The organism is Streptomyces sp. NPDC091209, from assembly GCF_044757755.1.
Taxonomy (GTDB): Bacteria; Actinomycetota; Actinomycetes; order Streptomycetales; family Streptomycetaceae; genus Streptomyces.
In genome coordinates, this window is record NZ_JBIVVR010000003.1 from 277,092 (window position 1) to 297,067 (window position 19,976).

Genomic DNA, 19,976 nt, shown 5'->3' on the forward strand with positions numbered 1-19,976 from the left:
TCCGGTGATCGGCGCGGCCCTCGGCGACCCTCGGTCCTGCGGTGGCCGGGGCCGTCCGTGGCGCGCTCGTGCAGTGCTCCCGGGACGTGGGCGCGGCACCGGCCGGGCGGCCGGGGGTGCCCCCGGGGCGTCCGCGTGGCGGGACGGCACTCCGCCGCGGGCGCCTGGTATGGGACCCTGTCCCGCATGAATGAGCCGTCCGTCCGCGGGACCGCGCCCGCCTCCGAGCAGTACGTCCTGACGCTCTCCTGCCCCGACAAGCAGGGCATCGTGCACGCCGTGTCGAGCTACCTGTTCATGACCGGCTGCAACATCGAGGACAGTCAGCAGTTCGGCGACCACGACACGGGTCTGTTCTTCATGCGCGTCCACTTCTCCGCCGAATCCCCGGTGACTGTGGAGAAACTGCGTGCGAGTTTCACAGCGATCGGCGACGCCTTCCACATGGAGTGGCAGATCCACCGGGCCGAGGACCGGATGCGGGTCGTCCTCATGGTCAGCAAGTTCGGCCACTGCCTGAACGACCTGCTCTTCCGCGCGCGGATCGGTGCGCTGCCCGTCGACATCGCCGCAGTGGTCTCCAACCACACGGACTTCGCGGAGCTCGTGGGGTCGTACGACGTGCCCTTCCACCACATCGCGGTGACGAGGGACACCAAGGCCGAGGCCGAGGCGCAGCTCCTGGAGCTGGTGCGCGAGAAGGGCGTCGAGCTGGTCGTCCTCGCCCGCTATATGCAGGTCCTCTCGGACGACCTGTGCAAGCAGCTCAGCGGCCGCATCATCAACATCCATCACTCCTTCCTGCCGAGCTTCAAGGGCGCCAAGCCGTATCACCAGGCGCACGCCCGAGGGGTCAAGCTCATCGGCGCCACCGCGCACTACGTGACCGCCGACCTGGACGAGGGCCCGATCATCGAGCAGGAGGTCGAGCGGGTCGGCCACGACGTCACCCCCGACCAACTGGTCGCGATCGGCCGTGACGTGGAGTGCCAGGCGCTGGCCCGCGCGGTGAAGTGGCACGCGGAACGCCGCATCCTGCTGAACGGGCGCCGGACGGTCATCTTCGCGTGACGCCGTGACGCCGTGACCGCGTGACCGCGTGGTCGTCCGGCCGTCCCGGACCCGCCTGACGGCGTACGGCCGCAAGGGCATGCGGGCATGCGGGCATACGGGCACTCAGGCGTACGAGCCCAGAGGTGTCGGGCGGTCGTGGCGTCGCCGCCGCCGCGGCCGCGTTACATCCGGCTCAGTGACGCCGCCGCGAACAGCACGTCCCTGATGGCCTCGCGGTCGCCGTCCTGTCCGGCGGCCGCCTCCTCCGGGGACACGTGGCCCGCGGCCAGGCGGCAGAATTCCACCCCGTCCAGCGCGACATGGGCCACCTCGCGCTCGGCGGAACCGACGGCGCCGGGCGAGTCGAGCGGGATGAGCCACTCCCCGCCCCCGGACCCCTCGATCTCCAGGCGCAGGCTCCGCCCGGGAGCGCCCGCCGCGACGAGATGCCGGGCCGGCGGGACCGACAGCCCGGCACGGCGCCGCTCGGCGAGCGATACGGGCAGCATCCGCGCGGCCAGGTCGATCATCCGGTGGAGATGCCGGGGAGCGGGCGGTTCGTACGGGTAGTCCACGGCGTCGGCGATGTCCCCCGCGTGCACCCAGCACTCGAAGGCGCGGTCCAGCATCGAGTCGCTGAGCGGCAGTTCGAACCCGCCGTACGCCACGGTGAGTCCTCCGGAGGCCTCTTTGTCATCGGCCGCGCCCGCGTGGGAGGTGCCTCCCTCCACGAAGGACACCGTCCGGACGATGGTGTGGCTCTGCTCCCGCCAGGGCCCGCGCACGGACCGGGTGGGCGGGACGCGCGAGGCACGCCAGTACGCCTCGGTGCGATCCTGCGGTGTCGGCCGCCGGGCGTCGGCCCCGCCGAGCGGGTCGTCCAGACCGAGCGCGACGGCGACCAGTCCGTCGACGCTCAGCAGATGGGCGATGACCCCCGCGACCGTCGTACGGCGGCTCACCGGCCCGTCGCCCTCGAACCAGCGCAGCCGCACGGGCGCGTGCCATTCGGAGCCCCCGATGTCCTGGAGCAGGGCGTCGAGGCGGGCGGTCTCCGCGTCGTACGGAGCGGCCCACTCGGGCACCGGGATGCGCGGTGGGCGCCGGCCCAGGCAGCTCGTCAGGACGCGGGTGCGCAGCGTCGGGTCCAGGTCGAGGCTCTCCGCCGGGTGCAGCAGGCCGACCGCCTCGCGCAGGCGCAGCGCCTCTTCCGCGCACGAACCGCAGTGTCCGAGGTGCTCCTCGACGGCCGTCGTCTCGTCCGCCGAGCAGGCGGCCAGCGCCCACGCGCCCAGCAGTGACTTCAGGACACGGTGTTCGAGGAGGAGCGGCGCCGGGCCGGGGGCGGCGGCCGGTTCGGGCAGCGGCAGTCCGGTGTCCTCCACGGAGGCCCGTGGCGGCGGTATGCGCGGGGGACCGCCCGGCCGTGGGTCGGCGGCACCGCCGCCGCCCACGTCCTCATGCCCGTCCTCATGCATCCCGCTGTGCCCGTCCTCGTCCACGTCCTCATGCACGCTTCCGTGCCCGTGCCCGTGCCCGTGCCCGTGCCGGTCCTCGTGCCCGTGCCCGTCCATGTCCTCGTGCACGCCCTCGCGGTCCTCGTGCACGTTCTCGCGCCCGTCCTCGTCGTCGGACGACGCGAACCGGTCCGTTCCCTCGGTCACCGCGCGCCCCCGTACTCCGGCGGCGCGCCGGTGGGCCCGGTGTCATGGGCGGTGGACAGGAGCTGCAGGCCGAGGCGGAGCCGGCGGCGGGCCTCGTCCTCGGTGACGCCGAGATCGGCGGCGGCCTGGCGGTAGTCGCGGCGCTGGAAATACGCCAGTTCCAGGGCCGTCCGCAGCGGGGTGGGCATGGACGTGACGATGTAGTCGGCGCGGGCGGCGACGGACGCGCTGCGCACCTTGCGCTCCAGCTCCTCGGCGGTGCCGTCGCCGCCCTGGGCGAGCGCGGCGGTCTCGGTGGCGCGCAGGCGCTGCACGGCCAGGCGGTGCGTCAGCGCGGCCACCCAGGAGCGCAGGGGACCCTGCTTCGGGTCGTACGTCTCCGGGTTCTCCCAGACGTGGGCGAACACCTCACGGGTGATCCCGTCGGCGGCACGCTCGTCCCCGAGCACGCGATGGGCCAGACCGTGCACGAGCGACGCGAATCGGTCGTAGAGCTCACCGAGCGCGGCCGCCTCCCCGCGCGAGAGCCGCTGTTGCATCTTGCGGTCCCAGCGGGGCGGTGCGTCCTGCGTCGCCATACGGCCCCCTCACCCCTGGTCGTGCCCGGCGCCCGTCCGTGTGTCTGCGTGTCCGTGTATCCGTGTATCCGTGTGTCTCTGTGTCCGGCCGGTGTCCTGTCCGTGTCCCCTGCCGCTGTCCGGTCATGCGGTGCCGCTGTCCAGCCTGTGCTCGACTGCTGTCTTGAATGTAGTCGGCACGTCCGACAACGCACGCCCCTTTGCGTCAATGTGCGCCCCTGGGCAGGCCATGAATGGTAGGGGTGCGTCACTTCCACCCCTGGATCTGACCGCAAGTGGTCGTACGCGACCGAAAGAGAACCCTCGTGAAGCATTTTCGACCGTAGACAGTCGTTTCTTCCTGGCGGGATCCGTGTTTCATGGAACTACGGCGGGGCAGCCGCGCTGGAAGGAAGCGTACGGAGTGCTTCCGTTTCTGCTGGGCGAGGCGAGCGAGAGGCGTGGCGGTGACGCTCAAGGTGACCGACGTGACCGACGTGACCGACGGCGAAGGCGGCGCGGGCGGCACGGGGAGAGGGAGTACGGGTCCGGGCGCGGTGGGCCGCCTGGAGGACGCGTGGGCCGTGCTGCGGGTGTCGGGCGAGCTCGACCTCGTGACGTCGCCGGCGCTGCGCCAGAGCGTGCACGACGTGGTGGCCGCGGGCCGGCACAGCATCGTCCTGGACCTCTCCGAGGTGGTCTTCTGTGATTCCAGCGGTGTAGGCGTCCTGATCGCCGCCCGCCGTCTGATGAGGTCCTGCCGGGGGCGGCTGCGGCTGATCCTGCCCGCCCAGGGCGCGGCCGACGGCTCCCACGTCAACCGCGTCCTCGGGGCCCTCGGCGTGCGCCGTCTCTTCGACGTGTACCCGGACGTCGACGCGGCCGTCGACGAGGAGTCCCGCCCGCTGTCGGCCTGACGGGCCGGTCCCCCTCGCCCCGCCCTTGCCCGGAGTGACGTCCCCTGTTCACTGCGCGACGCACCGCCACGCTGTTGTTCCAGAATTTTTGCGGTCTTGGTACAACCGTCGTTTCCGGCTCCCCGGGCCGCCCGGGCGTCGTACGCTCCGTCCCAGATGAAGTGCAGTCCGGCCGAGGCCGGCTGAGTAGTGAGGCGGTCCGAAGACACCATGGTCAGTACCGAGTACGAGCGCAGGATTGCCGCCCGGTTCGCCGGCTTCGACCAGGACGGCAACGGCTACATCGACCGGGAGGACTTCAACGCCGCGACCAAGGCGCTTCTCGCCGAGTTCGGTACGACGGCCCGGTCGGACAAGGGCCAGGCCCTGTACATCGGAGCCGAGGCGTTCTGGCAGGGCATGGCCGGAATAGCGGACCGGGACGGCGATCAGCGGATCACCCGCGAGGAGTTCGTGAGCGGCGCCGTGAAGCGGCTGCGCGACAACCCGGACCGGTTCGCCGAGATCGCCCGCCCCTTCCTGCACGCGGCCCTCGCGGTGGCGGACACCGACGGGGACGGCGCGGCCACGGTCGAGGAGACCGCCCGCGTTCTCAGGGCCCTCGGAGTGGGTGACGACATCGCCGCCACCGCGGCCGCCGCCCTGGACGCGGACGCCGACGGACGGATCGGCGAGACGGAGGTCGTGAGCGCGTTCGCCCGCTACTTCACGGTCCCGGAGTAGGACAGCCGCTCGGTCCGGTCCGGCTGACCGCTGACTCCGGCGGACCGCTCGCCCGAACCGGCCACTGATCCGGTCCGGCGGTCCGCTGACCCCGGGGCGGTCCGCTGACCCCGGGCCGATCACTGGCCCCGGGCCGATCGCCGACCCCGGGCCAGCCGCCCACCAGGGCCGGCCGTTCACCCGGGCCGACCCCGTGAGGACCGGCCCGGCTGCTCGGCCGGCCGGGTCTCACCCCGAGAAGCGCTCCCTGAGCCGGTACTTGAGCACCTTCCGTAGCGTCTCGTTGCGCGGAAGGGCGTCCACGACCTCCAGTTGCTCCGGCAGCTTGTGCACGGACAGCCCTTCCCCGCGCAGATACGAGGTCACCGCGGCCAGCGTCAACTCCGCTGCCCCCGGTGGCTGTTCGACCACCGCGCAGACGCGTTCCCCGCGCTCGGCGTCGGGCAGTCCGATCACGGCCGCGTCCCCGACCGCCGGGTGCCGGTGCAGCAGGTCCTCGATCTCCTTGGCGGAGATGTTCTCGCCCTTGCGGATGATGATGTCCTTCACCCGCCCGCTGAGGACGAGGTGCCCTGTTTCGGTCAGATGCCCGACGTCCCCGGTGATCAGGAACCCGTCCCCGTCGAACGCCTCCGCCGTCTGCGCGGGGTCCAGATACCCCCGGCACACGGCCTCACCCCTGAGCCGTACGTCCCCGTCGACACCGCACGGCCGGGAGGCTCCCGCCGCGTCCACGATCCGTATCTCCATGCCCCGCGGGGGCCTGCCCTCCGTGGTCGCGAGGTTCTCCGCCGAGTCGTCCGGCGCGCCCATCGTGATCATCGGGACCTCGGTCATCCCGTACCCGTGGGTGAGCTGCACGCCCATCTCCCGGACGACGGAGTGATAGACCTCGGGCGGCTTCGGGGCTCCGCCGCCCGCGAGCAGCCGCAGGGTGGGAATGACCGGCTCGCCGGGCCGCTTGCGCTGTTCGGCGAGGAACATCGAGTAGAACGCGGTCGACCCGCCCGCCACCGTGACGCCGTGCCTGCGGTAGTCCTCCAGCGCGGCGGGCAGCGCGAAGTGCTCGAACAGCACGGCCGGGAAGCCGTACAGCAGCAGCATCACCGTGTAGTCGGGGCCGGCGATGTGCGCGTAGGGGAAGGCCATCGAGCCCACGTCGTCGGCGGACAGCCGCAGCGCGTGGGCGAGGCACGATCCGCCCGCGATCAGTGAACGGTCCGTGTGCAGCACGCCCTTGGGGTCGGAGGTGGTGCCCGAGGTCCAGTAGATCCAGCGGACGGAGGTGCCGTCGGCGGGTGGGGCGGGCAGCACGGCGGGATCGCCGTCCGGCAGCGTGCCGTACGCCTCGAAGACGTTCTTCGCGCCGAGCCGGCGCGCCATCGCGGTGTGGTCGAAGCCACGCCACTCGCCCGGCACGGCGAAGTACTCGGCCTTCGACTCCCGCAGCGCGAAGCCGACTTCACGGTCGCGGTAGAAGGGGATGACGGGCGACTGGACGGCGCCGATACGGGCCAGCGCGAAGGACAGCAGGGCGGTCTCGATCCGGGTGGGGAGCTGCCAGGCGACCACCGTGCCGGGGCGTACGCCCTTGTCGTGGAGGCCCGCCGCCACCCGCTCGGAGCGGTCGCGCAGCTCGCCGAAGGTCAGGGAGCGGTCGTCCTGGAGCAGGACGGGCCGGTCGGGGGTGAGGTCGGCCCGGCGGGCGACCAGTTCCCACAGCGTGCGCGCGGAACTCAGGGCGTGTGCGGTGTCGTTCACTTCGCCCCCTTGTGGTCGTTCACATCAACCCCCTGTGGTCGTGCACTTCGGCGCCCGAAGCTGACGGGCAGTCAGATCGTGCGCAGAGCGTAGGGCCCGCCGCCTTGTCGGTCCATAGGCGCGGAGCTAGCCTGCTTCCGAACAGAGATCTGACGACCCATCAGATACGTCGTGGGGGAACCCGCGGACGGACCCGTACGCAGGCGGAGGGGACCATGACCGAACTGCCCCGCATCATCAGCGTCGACGACCATGTGATCGAGCCCGCGCACCTCTTCGAGACCTGGCTGCCGCGAAAGCACCGGGAGCGCGGTCCGCGGCCGCTCACCGCCGGGATCGGCGAACTCGCCTACGTCGCGGGCAAGTACCAGATCACCATGGACCCCGACGGCCCGCCGACCGACTGGTGGATCTACGAGGACCTCAAGTTCCCGTACAAGCGCAACATCGCCGCCGTCGGCTTCGACCGCGACGAGATGACACTGGAGGGCATCACCCGCGCCGAGATGCGGCCCGGCTGCTGGGACCCCGTCGAACGCCTCAAGGACATGGACCTCAACCATGTCGAGGCCAGCCTCTGCTTCCCCACCTTCCCGCGCTTCTGCGGCCAGACCTTCGCCGAGGCCCACGACAAGGAAGTCGCCCTGGCCTGCGTGCGGGCGTACAACGACTGGATGGTCGAGGAGTGGTGCGGCGACAGCGGCGGCCGGCTGATCCCGCTGTGCCTGATCCCCCTGTGGGACATCGACCTCGCGGTCGCCGAGATCCGCCGCAACGCCGCCCGGGGCGTGAAGGCCGTCACCTTCTCCGAGATCCCCACCCACCTGGGCCTTCCGTCCATCCACTCCGGCCACTGGGACCCGTTCTTCGCGGTCTGCCAGGAGACGGGGACGGTCGTGAACATGCACATCGGCTCGTCCTCGCAGATGCCCGCCGCGTCCCCCGACGCGCCCCCCGCCGTCCAGGCCTCCCTGTCCTTCAACAACGCGATGGCCTCGATGATGGACTTCCTGTTCAGCGGCGTCCTGGTGAAGTTCCCGCGCCTCAAACTCGCCTACTCCGAGGGCCAGATGGGCTGGATCCCGTACGCCCTGGAGCGCGCCGACGACGTCTGGTCGGAGCACCGCGCCTGGGGCGGGGTCAGGGACCTGATCCCGGAGCCGCCGTCGACGTACTACTACCGGCAGATCTTCTGCTGCTTCTTCCGTGACAAGCACGGTGTGGCGTCCCTGGACGTCGTGGGCCGCGACAACGCCACCTTCGAGACCGACTACCCGCACGTCGACTCGACCTTCCCGCACACCAAGGAGGTCGCCCTCGACCATGTGAAGGGCCTCGACGACGAGACGATCCACAAGCTGATGCGCGGCAACGCCATCCGCATGCTCGACCTGGACCTGTAGTGGACCTGGCGTACACGCCCGAGGAGGAGGAGTTCCGCGCGCGTCTGCGAACGTGGCTCGCCGGGGTCCTGCCGACGCTGCCGCCGAAACCGTCCCCGGACGACTGGCCCGCGCGACGGGCGTACGACCTCGGCTGGCAGCGCAGGCTGTACGACGCCGGGTACGCGGGTCTGCACTGGCCCGTCGACGCCGGCGGCCGGGGTGCCACCCCGACCCAGCACCTCATCTACCTGGAGGAGACGGAGAGGGCGGGTGCCCCCTATGTGGGGGCCAACTTCGTCGGGCTGCTGCACGCCGGACCGACCATCGCCTCCGAGGGGAGCGCGGAGCAGCGGGCGCGCTGGCTGCCGCCCGTGCTGCGCGGCGAGGAGGTCTGGTGCCAGGGCTTCAGCGAACCGGACGCCGGCTCGGACCTCGCGGCGCTGCGCACGCGCGCGTGGCGGGACGGCGACGACTACGTGGTGAGCGGGTCCAAGATCTGGACCTCCCACGCCGAGGTCGCCGACTGGTGCGAGCTGCTGGTGCGGACGGACCCCGCCGCCCGCAAGCACCGGGGCATCACCTGGCTCGCGATGCCCATGGACGCGCCCGGGATCACCGTCCGGCCGCTGCGGACGCTCGCGGGCTCCACCGAGTTCGCGGAGGTCTTCCTCGACGAGGTGCGCGTCCCGGTCGCCCACCGCGTCGGCGCCGAGAACGACGGCTGGCGCGTGACCATGGTGACGCTGTCCTACGAGCGCGGCACCGCCTTCGTGGGCGAAGTGGTCGCCTGCCGACGCGTCCTGGCCGAGGTCGCGCGCGAGGCCCGGAAGAACGGCCGCTGGGACGACACCGTGCTGCGCCGCCGCCTCGGCCGTCTGAACGCCGAGTTCCGCGCGCTGTGGCGGCTCACCCAGTGGAACGTCAGCGAGGCCCAGGGAACCGGGGGAGTGCCCGGCGTCGGCGGTTCGGTCTTCAAACTGAGCTACTCGCACGCCCGCCAGGAGCTGTTCGACGCCGCCGCCGAGGTCCTCGGCCCCGAAGCCCTGGACCTGGGACGGGAATGGACCCTGGACCGGCTGTCGTCCCTGTCGTACACGATCGCGGCCGGCACCTCGCAGATCCAGCGGAACATCGTGGCCGAGCGGATCCTCGGCCTTCCCAGGGGGAGGTGAGTTCGGAAAATGGACTTCCGACTCACGGACGATCAACGGGCGTTGCGGCAGGGGATACGGGAGCTGCTGGAGGGCCGGTTCGGGCGGGAGGCGCTGCGCGCGGCCGTCGACCGCGCGGACGGGAGGGTCGGGAGCGGCCGGACGGCGGACGGGAAGCGCGCGGCGGAGGGCCTCCCGGCCGTCGACCGTGGGGACGGGAAGGCCCGCACGACGGAAGGGAAGCGCGCCGGGGGCGGCGCCCGTGTCCTCGACCGGGACCTGTGGCGCGAGCTGGGTGCGGCGGGGTTCTTCGCGCTGCGCCTGCCCGAGGCCGAGGGCGGCGTCGGACAGGGTCTCCCGGAGGCCGTGCTGGCCTTCGAGGAGGCGGGGCGGGTGCTGCTGCCGGGCCCGTTGATCGCCACGCATCTCGCCGCGGGCGCCGTCGCCGGGGCGGCCACCGGCGAGACGGTCGTGACGTCCGTCGACGGCGGACTCGTGGAATGGCTGGACGACGCCGACGTCGTCCGCGGGAACGCCGGTGGAGCCGAGCCGCTGGCCTCGGTGGACCCGCTGACCCCGCTGCACCGGCTGCCCGTCGGCACCGGACGGCGGCCCGAGGACGGAGCACTCCGCGCCCCCCGGACGCCGGACGCGCCGCTCGTGTCCCTCCTGACCGCCGCCGAGCAGCTCGGCAGTGCCGCCCGAACCTGCGGGACGGCCGTGCAACACGCCCGGACGCGGGAGCAGTTCGGGCAGCCGATCGGGGCCTTCCAGGCGGTGCAGCATCTGTGCGCGGACATGCTCGTACGGGTCGAGGTGGCCCGTGCGGCCGTCTACGCCGCCTCGGTCACCGCCGACCCGGTGGACATCGCGGCGGCCCGGCTGCTCGCCGACGAGGCCGCCGTGCGCGGCGCCCGCGACTGCCTTCAGGTGTATGGCGGCATGGGTTTCACCTGGGAGTCCGATGTCCACCTGCATCTGAAGAGGGCGTGGATCCGCGCCTGTCGCGCCGGTGGCGCCGCGCGGAGCGAGGAGGAGTTGGCGGACGACCTGACGGCCGGGACGGCCTAGCGGCCGCTGTCCTGGGATGTCACGGGAGGAACGGGGGCGGATGTCACGGATCGTGGCAGACCGGAATCACGGAGCGTTGAGACCGGGTTGTGTCCTAGGCGTGACTTGTCACGGCCTGGAGTCGGCGCCGGGCTCCGGTACCTTGTGTGGGATGCGAGTGGTTCTGAGGCTGAGCCATCCCGGTGTTGCCCCAGAGGCCGCGCCGAACCCGGCGATGCGCGCCGCTCGCACGGCAGGGCGGACCCCCGCACCTGCCTGTTCGACTCCCCGTGGCGAGCGTCGCACAGTATGCCGCACGCGTACTCCTTCGCGCTGGAATATGCCCGAAGCGCTTGTTGGGGTGACTGTACGTCAACCATGCTGTCTCGCAAGGGAATCACGTTCCGTGATCCTTGTTCTGGCCATGCAGAAAATGGCTACGATCGTGGCCCTTGTGAGGCGCGAGGCGATGTGTCCGCCGGTTCGGATGGTGTGAGCGGTGCAGGTGCTTCAAGTGCAGCTGGAGATCCGGCCCGACCCCGCAGAGGTGGGGCGAGCCCGGCAGTGGGCCCGTTCAAGGCTCGCGGGGTCCGGGATAGAAGCCGATGAACCACTCGCCGAGACGCTGATCCTGCTCGTCTCCGAGCTTGTCACGAACGCCGTGGTGCACACCGGGTGTCCGGCCGTGCTGCGCCTTTGTCTGCCGGGTGGTGCCGGGGCTGCCACCGTGCGCCTCGAAGTGGCCGACTCCAGCGCCCGGCCGCCCGTCCCCCGCCACGCCGAGGGCGACGAGACCAACGGCCGCGGCCTGGAACTGGTCGACGGGCTCGCGGACCGCTGGGGCTGGAATCCCGAGGGCGCCGGCAAACGCATCTGGTGCGAGGTGGACCGCTGCGCCTCGGGCGCCGCGCAGGACGCCCCGTACGGCGCTTACGGGGGTTTCGCGTACGAGGCGGTCTAGTGGCGCCCGGTCGGCCACTCCCGCGTGCGTGCCGTGCCTGCCGTCCGGCACTCCCGTGTGCGTGCCGTGCCTGCCGTCCAACACTCCCGTGTGCGTGCCGTGCCTGCCGTCCAACACTCCCGTGTGCGTGCCGTCCATGCCGTCCGGCGCTCCTGTGTTCGTGCCGTGCCTGCCGTCCGAAGCGGCCGGGGCCGGTCCGGTCGCCCAGGTGATGCCGCCTCCGTCGTGACAGTGCCCTGTGAGGGGCGGTCGGGGTCGATTCGGTCCGGCCGCTGACGGATTCCGCCCTTGTCGGCGCGCGTAGGTCGCGCCGGGCGGACCGACTCTTCCCGCGCGCGTGGCGCGCCGGGCGTCTTCCGCCCCCTGCGGCGCGACGCGTTCGCGTGTGTCCCCCTGTGTCCGGCGCAGCCCAGCCCAGCCCGGCCAGCCCAGCCCGGCCCGGGTCGTGGACGACGGGCGCGCGGTTTTGTGCATGTATGCACGAAACCTCTGTACACGGCCGCGGTAGTGGCCGAATGCGCCGTGCCGCGCTTCCGTACGCGCTGTCTCAAATGGTGTGAAGCGCCATAAATCCCCGAGCGGGTGTTGACGTGGCGTGTCCGTTTGATCACGCTTGTGTTCAGCGATTCGCCGCGAGGGGACGACGAGGGTTCCGGTGACGGGGGCCCTCGGCGAGTGTGGGTCGCGATTCGGCGTCGGCTCCCCCACGGCCAGGGGGGGCGGGGCGGGTACGCCGGAGGCGGATGGCGGCGCGCGGTGCCGTGCCCGGGGTGAGGTCGGGGGACCTCCCGGCCGGGCGCAGTCGAGAGTGGGGGAGGCGCGCCGCCAGCCGGCCCTCGGAGAAGCGTCCCCTGGATGACCCTAGAGAAGTGCCACGGGGGCCACGGGTGTGCCGGTGCCGCCGACGAAGGGTTCCGGCATCGCCGACAGCAGGAACGCGTACCGGCTTTCTTGTCCACAGGCTGTGGACAACTCTTCGAGATTCCAGTTCTGGCCCTGCAACATCCCCATTTCGACCAGATCGAGTGCATGTACGGGCAGCCACAGGTCCTCGATCTCGGGCGGGAAGATCTCGAACGTCAGGGTGTCGTTGGCGACCGCCGCGACATCGCGCGCATGGAACCACTCCGGGGTACGCACCGACAGGCCGGGCGACGGATACCCGTACCCGTGCTTGTCGCCCGCCAGGTACACCTGGATCTGCCCCGTCCGTACGAGCACGATGTCGCCCGCCCGGACCCGCGTGCCCGCCAACTCCTCCGCCGCGTCCAGATCTTCGGGGGTGACCGCGTGTCCGCCGGCCAGGCGGTGTTCGCCGCGCGCCCGCGCCACGTCGAGCAGGACGCCGCGCGAGACGATGTGCCGCGGCTTGTCGATCCCGCTGAACTCGGCGCCGCCGTGCGGGGTGACGGTGGAGGCGGGGCGCCCGTTGTAGAGCTTGCCGGAGTGCGAGACATGGGTCAGCGCGTCCCAGTGGGTGCCCGCCTGGAGGCCCATGGTCACGGAGTCGTCGCTGCACGCCACCGTTCCGGGGCCGAAGATCTCCTGGTTGATCTGCACCATCGCGTGCAGCGGATTGACCCGCCCCGGGATCATCCCGGTCTGCACGCCGTCCTGCTGGAGCGGGAGGGCGAGCGGCACGCGGCGCCCGGTCCGCACGGCCGCCGCGGCTTCCCGGACCACCTCGTCGGTGATGAGGTTCAGTGTTCCGATCTCGTCGTCGGCCCCCCAGCGCCCCCAGTTGTTCACGCGCTTGGCGATCTCGTGGAACTCCGGATGAAGCGTCGGCAGCGACATGAGTCCTCCCCGGGGGCTTGTCTCCAGGTATCTGACGGGTCGTAGAATCCGAGTTGAATCTAACGGACCGTCAGAAACTGCGGGAAGGGGCCGGGCGTGGGGAACTTCTTGGCGGGCAAGGTCATCGCCGTCACGGGCGCGGGACGGGGGATAGGCCGGGCGGTCGCCCTCGCCGCGGCGGCCGAGGGCGCGCGCGTCGTCGTCAACGACTACGGCGTGTCCGTCGAGGGCGCCGAACCCACGAGTTCGGTCGCCGACACCGTCGTCAAGGAGATCGAGGCGGCCGGCGGGGAAGCGGTCGCGGTGGCCGACGACATCTCGACGATGGCGGGCGGGCAGCACGTCGTCGACACCGCCCTCGCGGCGTACGGGCGGCTCGACGGCGTGGTCTGTGTGGCCGGCATCCTGCGCGAACGCATGCTCTTCAACATGTCCGAGCAGGAGTGGGACCCGGTGATCGCCACCCACCTCAAGGGCACGTTCACACTCTTCCGGGCCGCCTCGGCGGTGATGCGCAAACAGGGCTCGGGCACACTGATCGGCTTCACCAGCGGCAATCATCAGGGGTCGGTCGCGCAGGCCAACTACAGCGCGGCGAAGGGCGGAATCATCTCGCTCGTGCGCAGCGCGGCCCTCGGACTGCACAAGTACGGGGTCACCGCGAACGCGGTCGCGCCCGTCGCCCGTACCCGCATGTCGGCGAACGTGCCCATGGAGCTGAAGGAGATCGGCGAGCCGGAGGACGTGGCCGCGCTCGTGGTCTACCTGCTGTCGGACCGGGCCCGCGAGGAACGCGTCACCGGGCAGGTCTACACGATCGCCGGACCAAAGATCGCCGTATGGGCCCAGCCCCGTGAACTGCGCGCCGCATACGCCGAGGGCCCCTGGACCCCGGAGAGGATCGCCGACTTCCTGCCCGGCACGGTGGGCGTCGATCCGATGCCGCTGCTGGAACAACTGGAGTCGATGGCACGGGCGGCGGCGCAGAAGACACGCCCCAACGCGTGAGTCCGGCCCATGAGTCCGGCCCATGAGTCCGTCGTATGAGTCTGGCCCATGAGTCCGTCGTATGAGTTCGGTGCATGAGTCCGTCGTCGGGTCCGGTGGGAGGAGAGCGCGTGGATTTCGCATTCGGTCCGCAGGACCAGGCCTTCCGGCGCGAGGCGCGGGCCTGGCTGGAGGAGCGCCTGGCCGGCACACCCGCGTGCCGCGACTGGGAGCGGGAGCTCGGGCGGGGCGGCTGGATCGGGCTCGGCTGGAACGAGGACGGGTACGGGAACCGGCGCGCGGACCTGACCCAACAGGTCGTGTGGGCCGAGGAGTACGCCCGCTCGAAGGCGCCGGCCAGGTCCGGCCACATCGGTGAGAACCTGCTCGCCCCGACGCTCATCGCGCACGGGACGCCGGAACAGAAACGCCGCTTCCTGCCGCCGATCGCCCAAGGCCGTGAGCTGTGGTGCCAGGGGTACAGCGAACCCGGCGCGGGCTCGGACCTGGCGGGCATCCGGACGAGTGCCGTACAGGAAGCGGGAGTTGGCCCCTCCGGGGCGTTCCGGGTCACGGGGCAGAAGATCTGGACCTCGCTCGCCCACGAGGCGGACTGGTGCTTCGTGCTCGCCCGTACGGAACCGGGGTCCGCCCGCCACCATGGCCTCTCCTTCCTGCTCCTCCCCATGGACCAGCCGGGCCGCGTCGAGGTCCGTCCGATCCGTCAGTTGACCGGCACGAGCGAGTTCAACGAGGTGTTCTTCGACGGGGCGGTGGCGCGGGCCGAGCACGTGGTCGGCGGCGCTGGGAACGGCTGGCGGGTCGCCATGAGCCTGCTCGGATTCGAGCGCGGGGTCTCCACGCTCGCCCAGCAGATCGGCTTCGCCGAGGAGTTGGGGCGCGTGCTGCGGACGGCCGTCGAGACGGGAGCGGCCGCGGATCCCGTCGTACGTGACCGGCTGGTGCGTCTGTGGGCCGAGTTGCGCACGATGCGATGGAACGCCCTGCGCACACTGGGCAGTTCGGGAAGCCCGGGGGATGCCGCGGCGCCGAGTGTGGCGAAGTTGCTGTGGGGCGGCTGGCATCGGCGGCTCGGTGAGCTGGCGATGCAGGTGCGGGGGGCCGGCGCGGCGGTGGGCCCGGCGGACTGGTCGGCCGCGCTGTCGTACGAACTCGACGCCGCCCAGCACCTGTTCCTCTTCAGCCGGGCCGACACGATCTACGGCGGCTCGGACGAGATCCAGCGCACGATCATCGCCGAGCGCACGCTCGGCCTGCCGAAGGAACCACGGGGCTAGCCGCGACCCGCCCGGGGTACGGCCCCGGGTCAGGGCCCCGGTACGGCCTCGGTAGGGCCAAGGAACGGCCCGACAGAGTGCAGGTCAGTTCGGTACAGCCCAAAGAAGGGCCCAGAAGGGCCTGGAAGGGCCCGAAACAGCCCGGTACAGCTCAGCAACTGCCCGGTACGGCCCAGGAACAGCCCGGGGTGGCCCGGGAAGAGGGGAGCTGGCGCGATGCGAGGCGTGATCTTCGACGGGAAGCGGACCCAGGTCGTGGACGATCTGGAGACCGGGGACCCAGGACCCGGAGAGGTCCGGGTGGCGATCTCCGCGGCGGGGCTCTGCCACAGCGATCTCTCCGTGGTGGACGGGACCATCCCCTTCCCCGTCCCTGTGGTGCTCGGCCATGAGGGCGCGGGCGTGGTGGAGGCCGTGGGCGTGGGAGTCACCCATGTCGAACCCGGCGACCATGTGGCGCTGTCCACCCTCGCCAACTGCGGGACCTGCGCCGAGTGCGACCGGGGGCGGCCCACGATGTGCCGCAAGGCGATCGGCATGCCGCGGCGGCCGTTCACACGGTCCGGGGAGCCGCTCTACCAGTTCGCCTCCAACTCGGCCTTCGCGGAACGCACGGTGGTGAAGGCGGTGCAGGCGGTCCGGATACCGAAGGACATCCCGCTGACGTCCGCCGCGCTGATCGGCTGCGGGGTCCTCACGGGCGTCGGAGCGGTCCTGAACCGGGCCCGGGTCGACCGCGGCGACACCGTCCTCGTCATCGGCACGGGCGGGATCGGCCTGAACGTCATCCAGGGCGCGCGGCTCGCGGGCGCCCTGCGGATCGTCGCCGTCGACTCCAATCCGGCCAAGGAGGCCGTGGCCCGTCAGTTCGGCGCGACGCACTTCCTCACCTCGACCGACGGGGTCAAGGACATCCTCCCCACCGGCGCCCAGCACGCCTTCGAATGCGTCGGACGCGTCGAACTCATCCGCCAGGCCGTCGACCTGCTCGACCGGCACGGCCAGGCGATCCTGCTCGGCGTCCCCCCGGCCACGGCCGAGGCGTCCTTCCTCGTCTCCTCGATGTACCTCGACAAGTCCATCCTCGGCTGCCGCTACGGCTCGTCCCGTCCTCAGCGGGACATCGCCCTGTACGCCGAGCTGTACCGCGAAGGCCGGTTGCTCCTGGACGAGTTGGTGACGGCCACGTACCCGGTCGAGGACTTCGAGAGGGCGGCCGAGGACGCGCACGCGGGGAAGGTCGCGAGGGCGGTGCTGACCTTCTAGGGCGGCGGTTCGGGCAGCGCTCAGGGGGGCCGTCGGGACGTGCGCCCGGGAGCCGGCAGGAGAATCGGCAGGGGAGTCGGCAGGGGAATCCGCCGGGACGTCATGTCCGCGCGGAGGTGAGGGAGTTCCCTCCGTCGGCTCCGTCGGCTCCGTCGGCTCCGTCGGCTCCGTCGGCTCCGTCGGTCCTCTCGGCCGCCTCGGACCCGGTGCCGGACCTGAAAGTGCGCCGGTAGGTGGTCGGGGTGACGCCGAGGGTCGCCTGCAGGTGCTGGCGCATCGACTGGGCCGTGCCGAAACCGGCGTCGCGGGCCACCTGGTCGACGGACAGGTCGCTGGACTCCAGCAGGTGGCGGGCGTGTTCGACACGCTGCTGGGTGAGCCACTGCCCCGGGCTGACACCGACCTCCTCGCGGAAGCGCCGGGTGAAGGTGCGCACCGACATGGACTCCTGCTCGGCCATGTCACGGAGCTGGATCGGCTCGTGGAGACGGCCGAGCGCCCAGGCGCGGGCCGCGGTCGTGCCGGCCGACTGCGCCTCCGGCACCGGGCGCCGGATGTACTGAGCCTGGCCGCCGTCGCGGTGCGGCGGTACGACCGTACGGCGGGCCACCTCGTTGGCGACGGCGGCGCCGTGATCGCGTCGTACGAGATGCAGACACAGGTCGATCCCGGCCGCGACCCCGGCGGAGGTGAGGACGTCGCCGTCGTCGATGAAGAGCACGTCGGCGTCGACCTGGATCTGCGGGAAGAGCTGCTGGAAGTGCTCGGCGTGCATCCAGTGCGTGGTGGCCGGGCGGCCGTCCAGATACCCGGCGGCGGCGAGGACGTAGCTGCCGGTGCAGATGGAGACCAGACGGGTGCCGGGGCGGATGTGCGCGAGGGCGGCGACCAGCTCGGGGGTCAGTATGCCGTCCTGCTGGACGGGCCCCAGTTCGTACGACGCCGGGACGACGACGGTGTCCGCCGTGGCCAGCGCATCGGGTCCGTTGGCGACGAGGACGGCGTAGTCCGCGTCCGTCTCCACGGGGCCGGGCGGCCGGACCGAGCAGGTGACGACCTCGTACAGCGGCCGTCCGTCGGCGGTCCGCGCCTTGCCGAAGATGCGGTGCGGAATGCCCAGCTCGAAGGGGAGCAGTCCGTCGAGGGCGAGGACGACGACGCGGTGCGGACGGAACGTACCCGAAGTGGCCATGGTTCGATCCTATGGCCCGATCCTAATGAATGCTGTCCTACGGGCCAGTGGTTCGGTGGGGTCCGTTCCTCGAAGCTCTATGGCGTGACCCAGACAACCGAAGCCGCTCCGGCCCCGGAGGACTCCCGGCCCACCCGCCCCGCGGCCGCCCACCGCATCCACCGCGCCTGGTTCGTCGCCGCCGTCACCTTCGTGACGATCATCGGCGCCGCGGCCTTCCGGTCGTTGCCCGGACTGCTGATCGACCCGCTGCACCAGGAGTTCCACTGGTCGCGCGGCACGATCGGCGCGGCGGTCTCGCTCAACCTCGCGCTGTACGGACTCACGGCGCCGTTCGCGGCGGCGCTCATGGACCGCTTCGGCATCCGGCGTGTGGTGGCGTTCGCCCTGACCGTGATCGCGGTCGGCTCCGGGCTGACCGTGTGGATGACGGCGGCCTGGCAACTGCTGCTCTGCTGGGGCCTGTTGGTGGGTCTGGGCTCCGGTTCGATGGCGCTCGCCTTCGCGGCGACGGTCACCAACCGCTGGTTCACCGCGCGCAAGGGCCTGGTGACGGGCATCCTGACGGCGGCCTCGGCCTCGGGTCAGCTGATCTTCCTGCCGCTGCTGTCCTGGATCGTCACGGAGCACAGTTGGCGCCCGGCCGCGGTGACCGTGTCCCTCGCCGCCCTCGCGGTCGTCCCTTTCGTCTGGCTGCTGCTGCGCGACCATCCGGCCGACGTGGGCCAGATGCCGTACGGGGCGACGGAGTTCGTACCCAAGCCCGCGCCGGTGCGGGGCGCCGCCCGGCGCGCGGTGACCGTGCTGTCCTCCGCCGTCCGCACGGGCCCCTTCTGGCTGCTGGCCGGGACCTTCGCGATCTGCGGCGCCTCGACGAACGGCCTGGTCCAGACGCACTTCGTCCCCGCGGCCCACGACCACGGCATGCCCATCACCGCGGCCGCCTCACTCCTGGCGGTGATCGGTGTCTTCGACGTGGTCGGCACGGTCGCCTCGGGCTGGTTCACCGACCGCTTCGAGCCGCGCCGCCTGCTGGCGGTGTACTACGCCCTGCGCGGTGTCTCGCTGCTGTTCCTTCCCATGCTCCTCGCCCCGACCGTGCACCCGCCGATGATCTTCTTCATCGTCTTCTACGGTCTCGACTGGGTCGCCACCGTCCCACCCACCCTGGCCCTGTGCCGTGAGCAGTACGGCGAGGACAGCGCCATCGTCTTCGGCTGGGTCCTCGCCTCCCACCAGGTCGGCGCCGCGCTCGTCGCCTTCCTCGGCGGCTTCGCCCGCGACCACTTCGGCTCGTACGACGTGGTCTGGTACGCCTCGGGTGCCCTGTGCGCGGCGGCCGCGCTGATGGCCCTGGTGATCCGCCGCCGGCGGCCGACGGTCCCGTCGACCGGGACGGTGTCGCCGGCCACCGCCTGACGGGACCGACCGGGCGGCCGGGCGGCTCGATTCTTCCGGTCGGCTCGATTCTTCCGATCGTGTGGGAGGTGGCCGTGTCTCAGGCGGGGTGGGGGCGGCTGGCCGGGTCGCTGGTCGGGTGGGGCGGCCGACCGTGTCGCTGGGCGGATGAGGAGCCGGCCGTGTCTCTCGTCAGGTCAGGAATCGGCCCTTGTGGAAGAGCAGGGGCGGCACGTCCTCGTCGCCGCTCGTGCCCAGCGCGTCCACCCGGCCTACCACGATCAGGTGGTCCCCTCCGGTGTGCACCGCGTGGATCGTGCAGTCGATCCAGGCCGCGGTGCCCGCGAGACGGGGGGAGCCGGAGACCGGAGCGGCGTCGTGGACCACCCCGGCGAACTTGTCCGCGCCGCTCACCGCGAAGCCGCGGCACAGTTCGCCCTGGTGCGCGCCGAGGACGTTGACGCAGAAGACACCGGCGCGGGCGATGTGCGGCCAAGTGGTCGACGTACGGCCGACCATGAAGCAGATCAGCGGAGGGTCCAGCGAGAGCGAGGCGAACGACTGGCAGGCGAAGCCGGCCGGGCCCGACGGGTCCTCCGCGCCGGTGGCCGGTGCCGTCACCACGGTCACACCGGTCGCGAAGTGGCCCAGCACATGCCGGAATCGGGCCGGATCGACCGGCGCCCGCTCGTCCTCGCCGACCGCGCGCAGATCCGGGCGCGGCAACGCCTCGACGGGCCCCGCGACGGTGGGGGCCCCGGCCGACCTGAGGTAGCGGACGGCAGCGGCGGCCATCCCTGCGTGTCCCATCACGCC

The 19,976-nt window shown here is 71.7% G+C and carries 17 protein-coding genes; 11 read left to right on the top strand and 6 right to left on the bottom strand.

Annotated elements, in window-relative coordinates; genetic code table 11:
• Window positions 1-186 precede the first annotated feature (186 nt).
• The gene (gene purU / locus ACIQRL_RS11415; RefSeq protein ID WP_401330116.1) at window positions 187-1,071 is read left to right on the top strand and encodes a formyltetrahydrofolate deformylase; all 885 of its coding nucleotides are present in this window, start codon (window positions 187-189) and stop codon (window positions 1,069-1,071) included.
• A 164-nt stretch (window positions 1,072-1,235) separates the two neighbouring features.
• Here the strand turns inward: purU and ACIQRL_RS11420 are convergent, their stop codons facing one another.
• Together ACIQRL_RS11420 and ACIQRL_RS11425 are read right to left on the bottom strand one after the other, a co-directional pair.
• The gene (locus tag ACIQRL_RS11420; protein ID WP_401330812.1) at window positions 1,236-2,531 is read right to left on the bottom strand and encodes a zf-HC2 domain-containing protein; all 1,296 of its coding nucleotides are present in this window, start codon (window positions 2,529-2,531) and stop codon (window positions 1,236-1,238) included.
• A 182-nt stretch (window positions 2,532-2,713) separates the two neighbouring features.
• Window positions 2,714-3,295, bottom strand: coding sequence for a sigma-70 family RNA polymerase sigma factor (locus ACIQRL_RS11425; RefSeq protein WP_401330119.1), 582 nt, complete (start codon window positions 3,293-3,295; stop codon window positions 2,714-2,716).
• Window positions 3,296-3,831: 536 nt separating this feature from the next.
• Between ACIQRL_RS11425 and ACIQRL_RS11430 the strand changes: the two genes are divergently transcribed.
• Both ACIQRL_RS11430 and ACIQRL_RS11435 read left to right on the top strand, forming a co-directional pair.
• On the top strand, window positions 3,832-4,191 hold the full coding sequence (locus ACIQRL_RS11430; RefSeq protein ID WP_401330814.1) for an STAS domain-containing protein: 360 nt from the start codon (window positions 3,832-3,834) through the stop codon (window positions 4,189-4,191).
• Between the two features lie 210 nt (window positions 4,192-4,401).
• The gene (locus tag ACIQRL_RS11435) at window positions 4,402-4,914 is read left to right on the top strand and encodes an EF-hand domain-containing protein (protein ID WP_401330121.1); all 513 of its coding nucleotides are present in this window, start codon (window positions 4,402-4,404) and stop codon (window positions 4,912-4,914) included.
• Between the two features lie 228 nt (window positions 4,915-5,142).
• Here the strand turns inward: ACIQRL_RS11435 and ACIQRL_RS11440 are convergent, their stop codons facing one another.
• Window positions 5,143-6,675, bottom strand: a complete 1,533-nt coding sequence (locus ACIQRL_RS11440; protein ID WP_401330124.1) for a class I adenylate-forming enzyme family protein — start codon at window positions 6,673-6,675, stop codon at window positions 5,143-5,145.
• Between the two features lie 215 nt (window positions 6,676-6,890).
• On the opposite strand from ACIQRL_RS11440, the gene ACIQRL_RS11445 reads away from it, so the two are divergent.
• The 4 genes from ACIQRL_RS11445 to ACIQRL_RS11460 all read left to right on the top strand — a co-directional run bounded on the left by ACIQRL_RS11445 (window position 6,891) and on the right by ACIQRL_RS11460 (window position 11,222).
• On the top strand, window positions 6,891-8,078 hold the full coding sequence (locus ACIQRL_RS11445; RefSeq protein WP_401330127.1) for an amidohydrolase family protein: 1,188 nt from the start codon (window positions 6,891-6,893) through the stop codon (window positions 8,076-8,078).
• On the top strand, window positions 8,078-9,232 hold the full coding sequence (locus ACIQRL_RS11450; protein ID WP_401330129.1) for an acyl-CoA dehydrogenase: 1,155 nt from the start codon (window positions 8,078-8,080) through the stop codon (window positions 9,230-9,232). Before ACIQRL_RS11445 ends, ACIQRL_RS11450 begins: the two co-directional genes overlap by 1 nt.
• A gap of 9 nt (window positions 9,233-9,241) precedes the next feature.
• Window positions 9,242-10,282: an acyl-CoA dehydrogenase family protein gene (locus ACIQRL_RS11455; RefSeq protein ID WP_401330132.1), complete on the top strand. Its 1,041-nt coding sequence runs from the start codon at window positions 9,242-9,244 to the stop codon at window positions 10,280-10,282.
• Window positions 10,283-10,760: 478 nt separating this feature from the next.
• Window positions 10,761-11,222: an ATP-binding protein gene (locus tag ACIQRL_RS11460; protein WP_401330134.1), complete on the top strand. Its 462-nt coding sequence runs from the start codon at window positions 10,761-10,763 to the stop codon at window positions 11,220-11,222.
• Window positions 11,223-12,083: 861 nt separating this feature from the next.
• Here the strand turns inward: ACIQRL_RS11460 and ACIQRL_RS11465 are convergent.
• Window positions 12,084-13,019, bottom strand: a complete 936-nt coding sequence (locus ACIQRL_RS11465) for a cyclase family protein (protein WP_401330137.1) — start codon at window positions 13,017-13,019, stop codon at window positions 12,084-12,086.
• A gap of 96 nt (window positions 13,020-13,115) precedes the next feature.
• On the opposite strand from ACIQRL_RS11465, the gene ACIQRL_RS11470 reads away from it, so the two are divergent.
• The 3 genes from ACIQRL_RS11470 to ACIQRL_RS11480 all read left to right on the top strand — a co-directional run bounded on the left by ACIQRL_RS11470 (window position 13,116) and on the right by ACIQRL_RS11480 (window position 16,570).
• Window positions 13,116-14,027, top strand: coding sequence for an SDR family oxidoreductase (locus ACIQRL_RS11470; protein ID WP_401330139.1), 912 nt, complete (start codon window positions 13,116-13,118; stop codon window positions 14,025-14,027).
• Window positions 14,028-14,137: 110 nt separating this feature from the next.
• A complete protein-coding gene (locus tag ACIQRL_RS11475) occupies window positions 14,138-15,304 on the top strand; it encodes an acyl-CoA dehydrogenase family protein (RefSeq protein ID WP_401330140.1) in 1,167 nt (388 codons plus the stop codon).
• A 216-nt stretch (window positions 15,305-15,520) separates the two neighbouring features.
• A complete protein-coding gene (locus ACIQRL_RS11480; protein ID WP_401330143.1) occupies window positions 15,521-16,570 on the top strand; it encodes a Zn-dependent alcohol dehydrogenase in 1,050 nt (349 codons plus the stop codon).
• A 100-nt stretch (window positions 16,571-16,670) separates the two neighbouring features.
• Here ACIQRL_RS11480 and ACIQRL_RS11485 read toward each other — a convergent pair whose 3' ends face one another.
• Window positions 16,671-17,762, bottom strand: a complete 1,092-nt coding sequence (locus ACIQRL_RS11485) for a GlxA family transcriptional regulator (RefSeq protein WP_401330145.1) — start codon at window positions 17,760-17,762, stop codon at window positions 16,671-16,673.
• An 84-nt stretch (window positions 17,763-17,846) separates the two neighbouring features.
• Here ACIQRL_RS11485 and ACIQRL_RS11490 point away from each other — a divergent pair, with 84 nt between their 5' ends.
• The gene (locus ACIQRL_RS11490; protein WP_401330148.1) at window positions 17,847-19,181 is read left to right on the top strand and encodes an MFS transporter; all 1,335 of its coding nucleotides are present in this window, start codon (window positions 17,847-17,849) and stop codon (window positions 19,179-19,181) included.
• 171 nt (window positions 19,182-19,352) lie between these two features.
• Here the strand turns inward: ACIQRL_RS11490 and ACIQRL_RS11495 are convergent, their stop codons facing one another.
• Entirely contained in the window at window positions 19,353-19,970 is a 618-nt protein-coding gene (locus ACIQRL_RS11495; RefSeq protein WP_401330151.1) for a flavin reductase family protein, read from the bottom strand.
• Between the last annotated feature and the right edge of the window lie 6 nt (window positions 19,971-19,976).

Excerpts from the sequence above, each read along its gene's own strand:
- purU (WP_401330116.1), top strand. The coding sequence starts at position 187 with ATGAATGAGCCGTCCGTCCGCGGGACCGCGCCCGCCTCCGAGCAGTAC.
- ACIQRL_RS11420 (WP_401330812.1), bottom strand. The coding sequence starts at position 2,531 with ATGCATGAGGACGGGCATGAGGACGTGGGCGGCGGCGGTGCCGCCGAC.
- ACIQRL_RS11425 (WP_401330119.1), bottom strand. The coding sequence starts at position 3,295 with ATGGCGACGCAGGACGCACCGCCCCGCTGGGACCGCAAGATGCAACAG.
- ACIQRL_RS11435 (WP_401330121.1), top strand. The coding sequence starts at position 4,402 with ATGGTCAGTACCGAGTACGAGCGCAGGATTGCCGCCCGGTTCGCCGGC.
- ACIQRL_RS11445 (WP_401330127.1), top strand. The coding sequence starts at position 6,891 with ATGACCGAACTGCCCCGCATCATCAGCGTCGACGACCATGTGATCGAG.
- ACIQRL_RS11455 (WP_401330132.1), top strand. The coding sequence starts at position 9,242 with ATGGACTTCCGACTCACGGACGATCAACGGGCGTTGCGGCAGGGGATA.
- ACIQRL_RS11465 (WP_401330137.1), bottom strand. The coding sequence starts at position 13,019 with ATGTCGCTGCCGACGCTTCATCCGGAGTTCCACGAGATCGCCAAGCGC.
- ACIQRL_RS11480 (WP_401330143.1), top strand. The coding sequence starts at position 15,521 with ATGCGAGGCGTGATCTTCGACGGGAAGCGGACCCAGGTCGTGGACGAT.
- ACIQRL_RS11485 (WP_401330145.1), bottom strand. The coding sequence starts at position 17,762 with ATGGCCACTTCGGGTACGTTCCGTCCGCACCGCGTCGTCGTCCTCGCC.
- ACIQRL_RS11495 (WP_401330151.1), bottom strand. The coding sequence starts at position 19,970 with ATGGGACACGCAGGGATGGCCGCCGCTGCCGTCCGCTACCTCAGGTCG.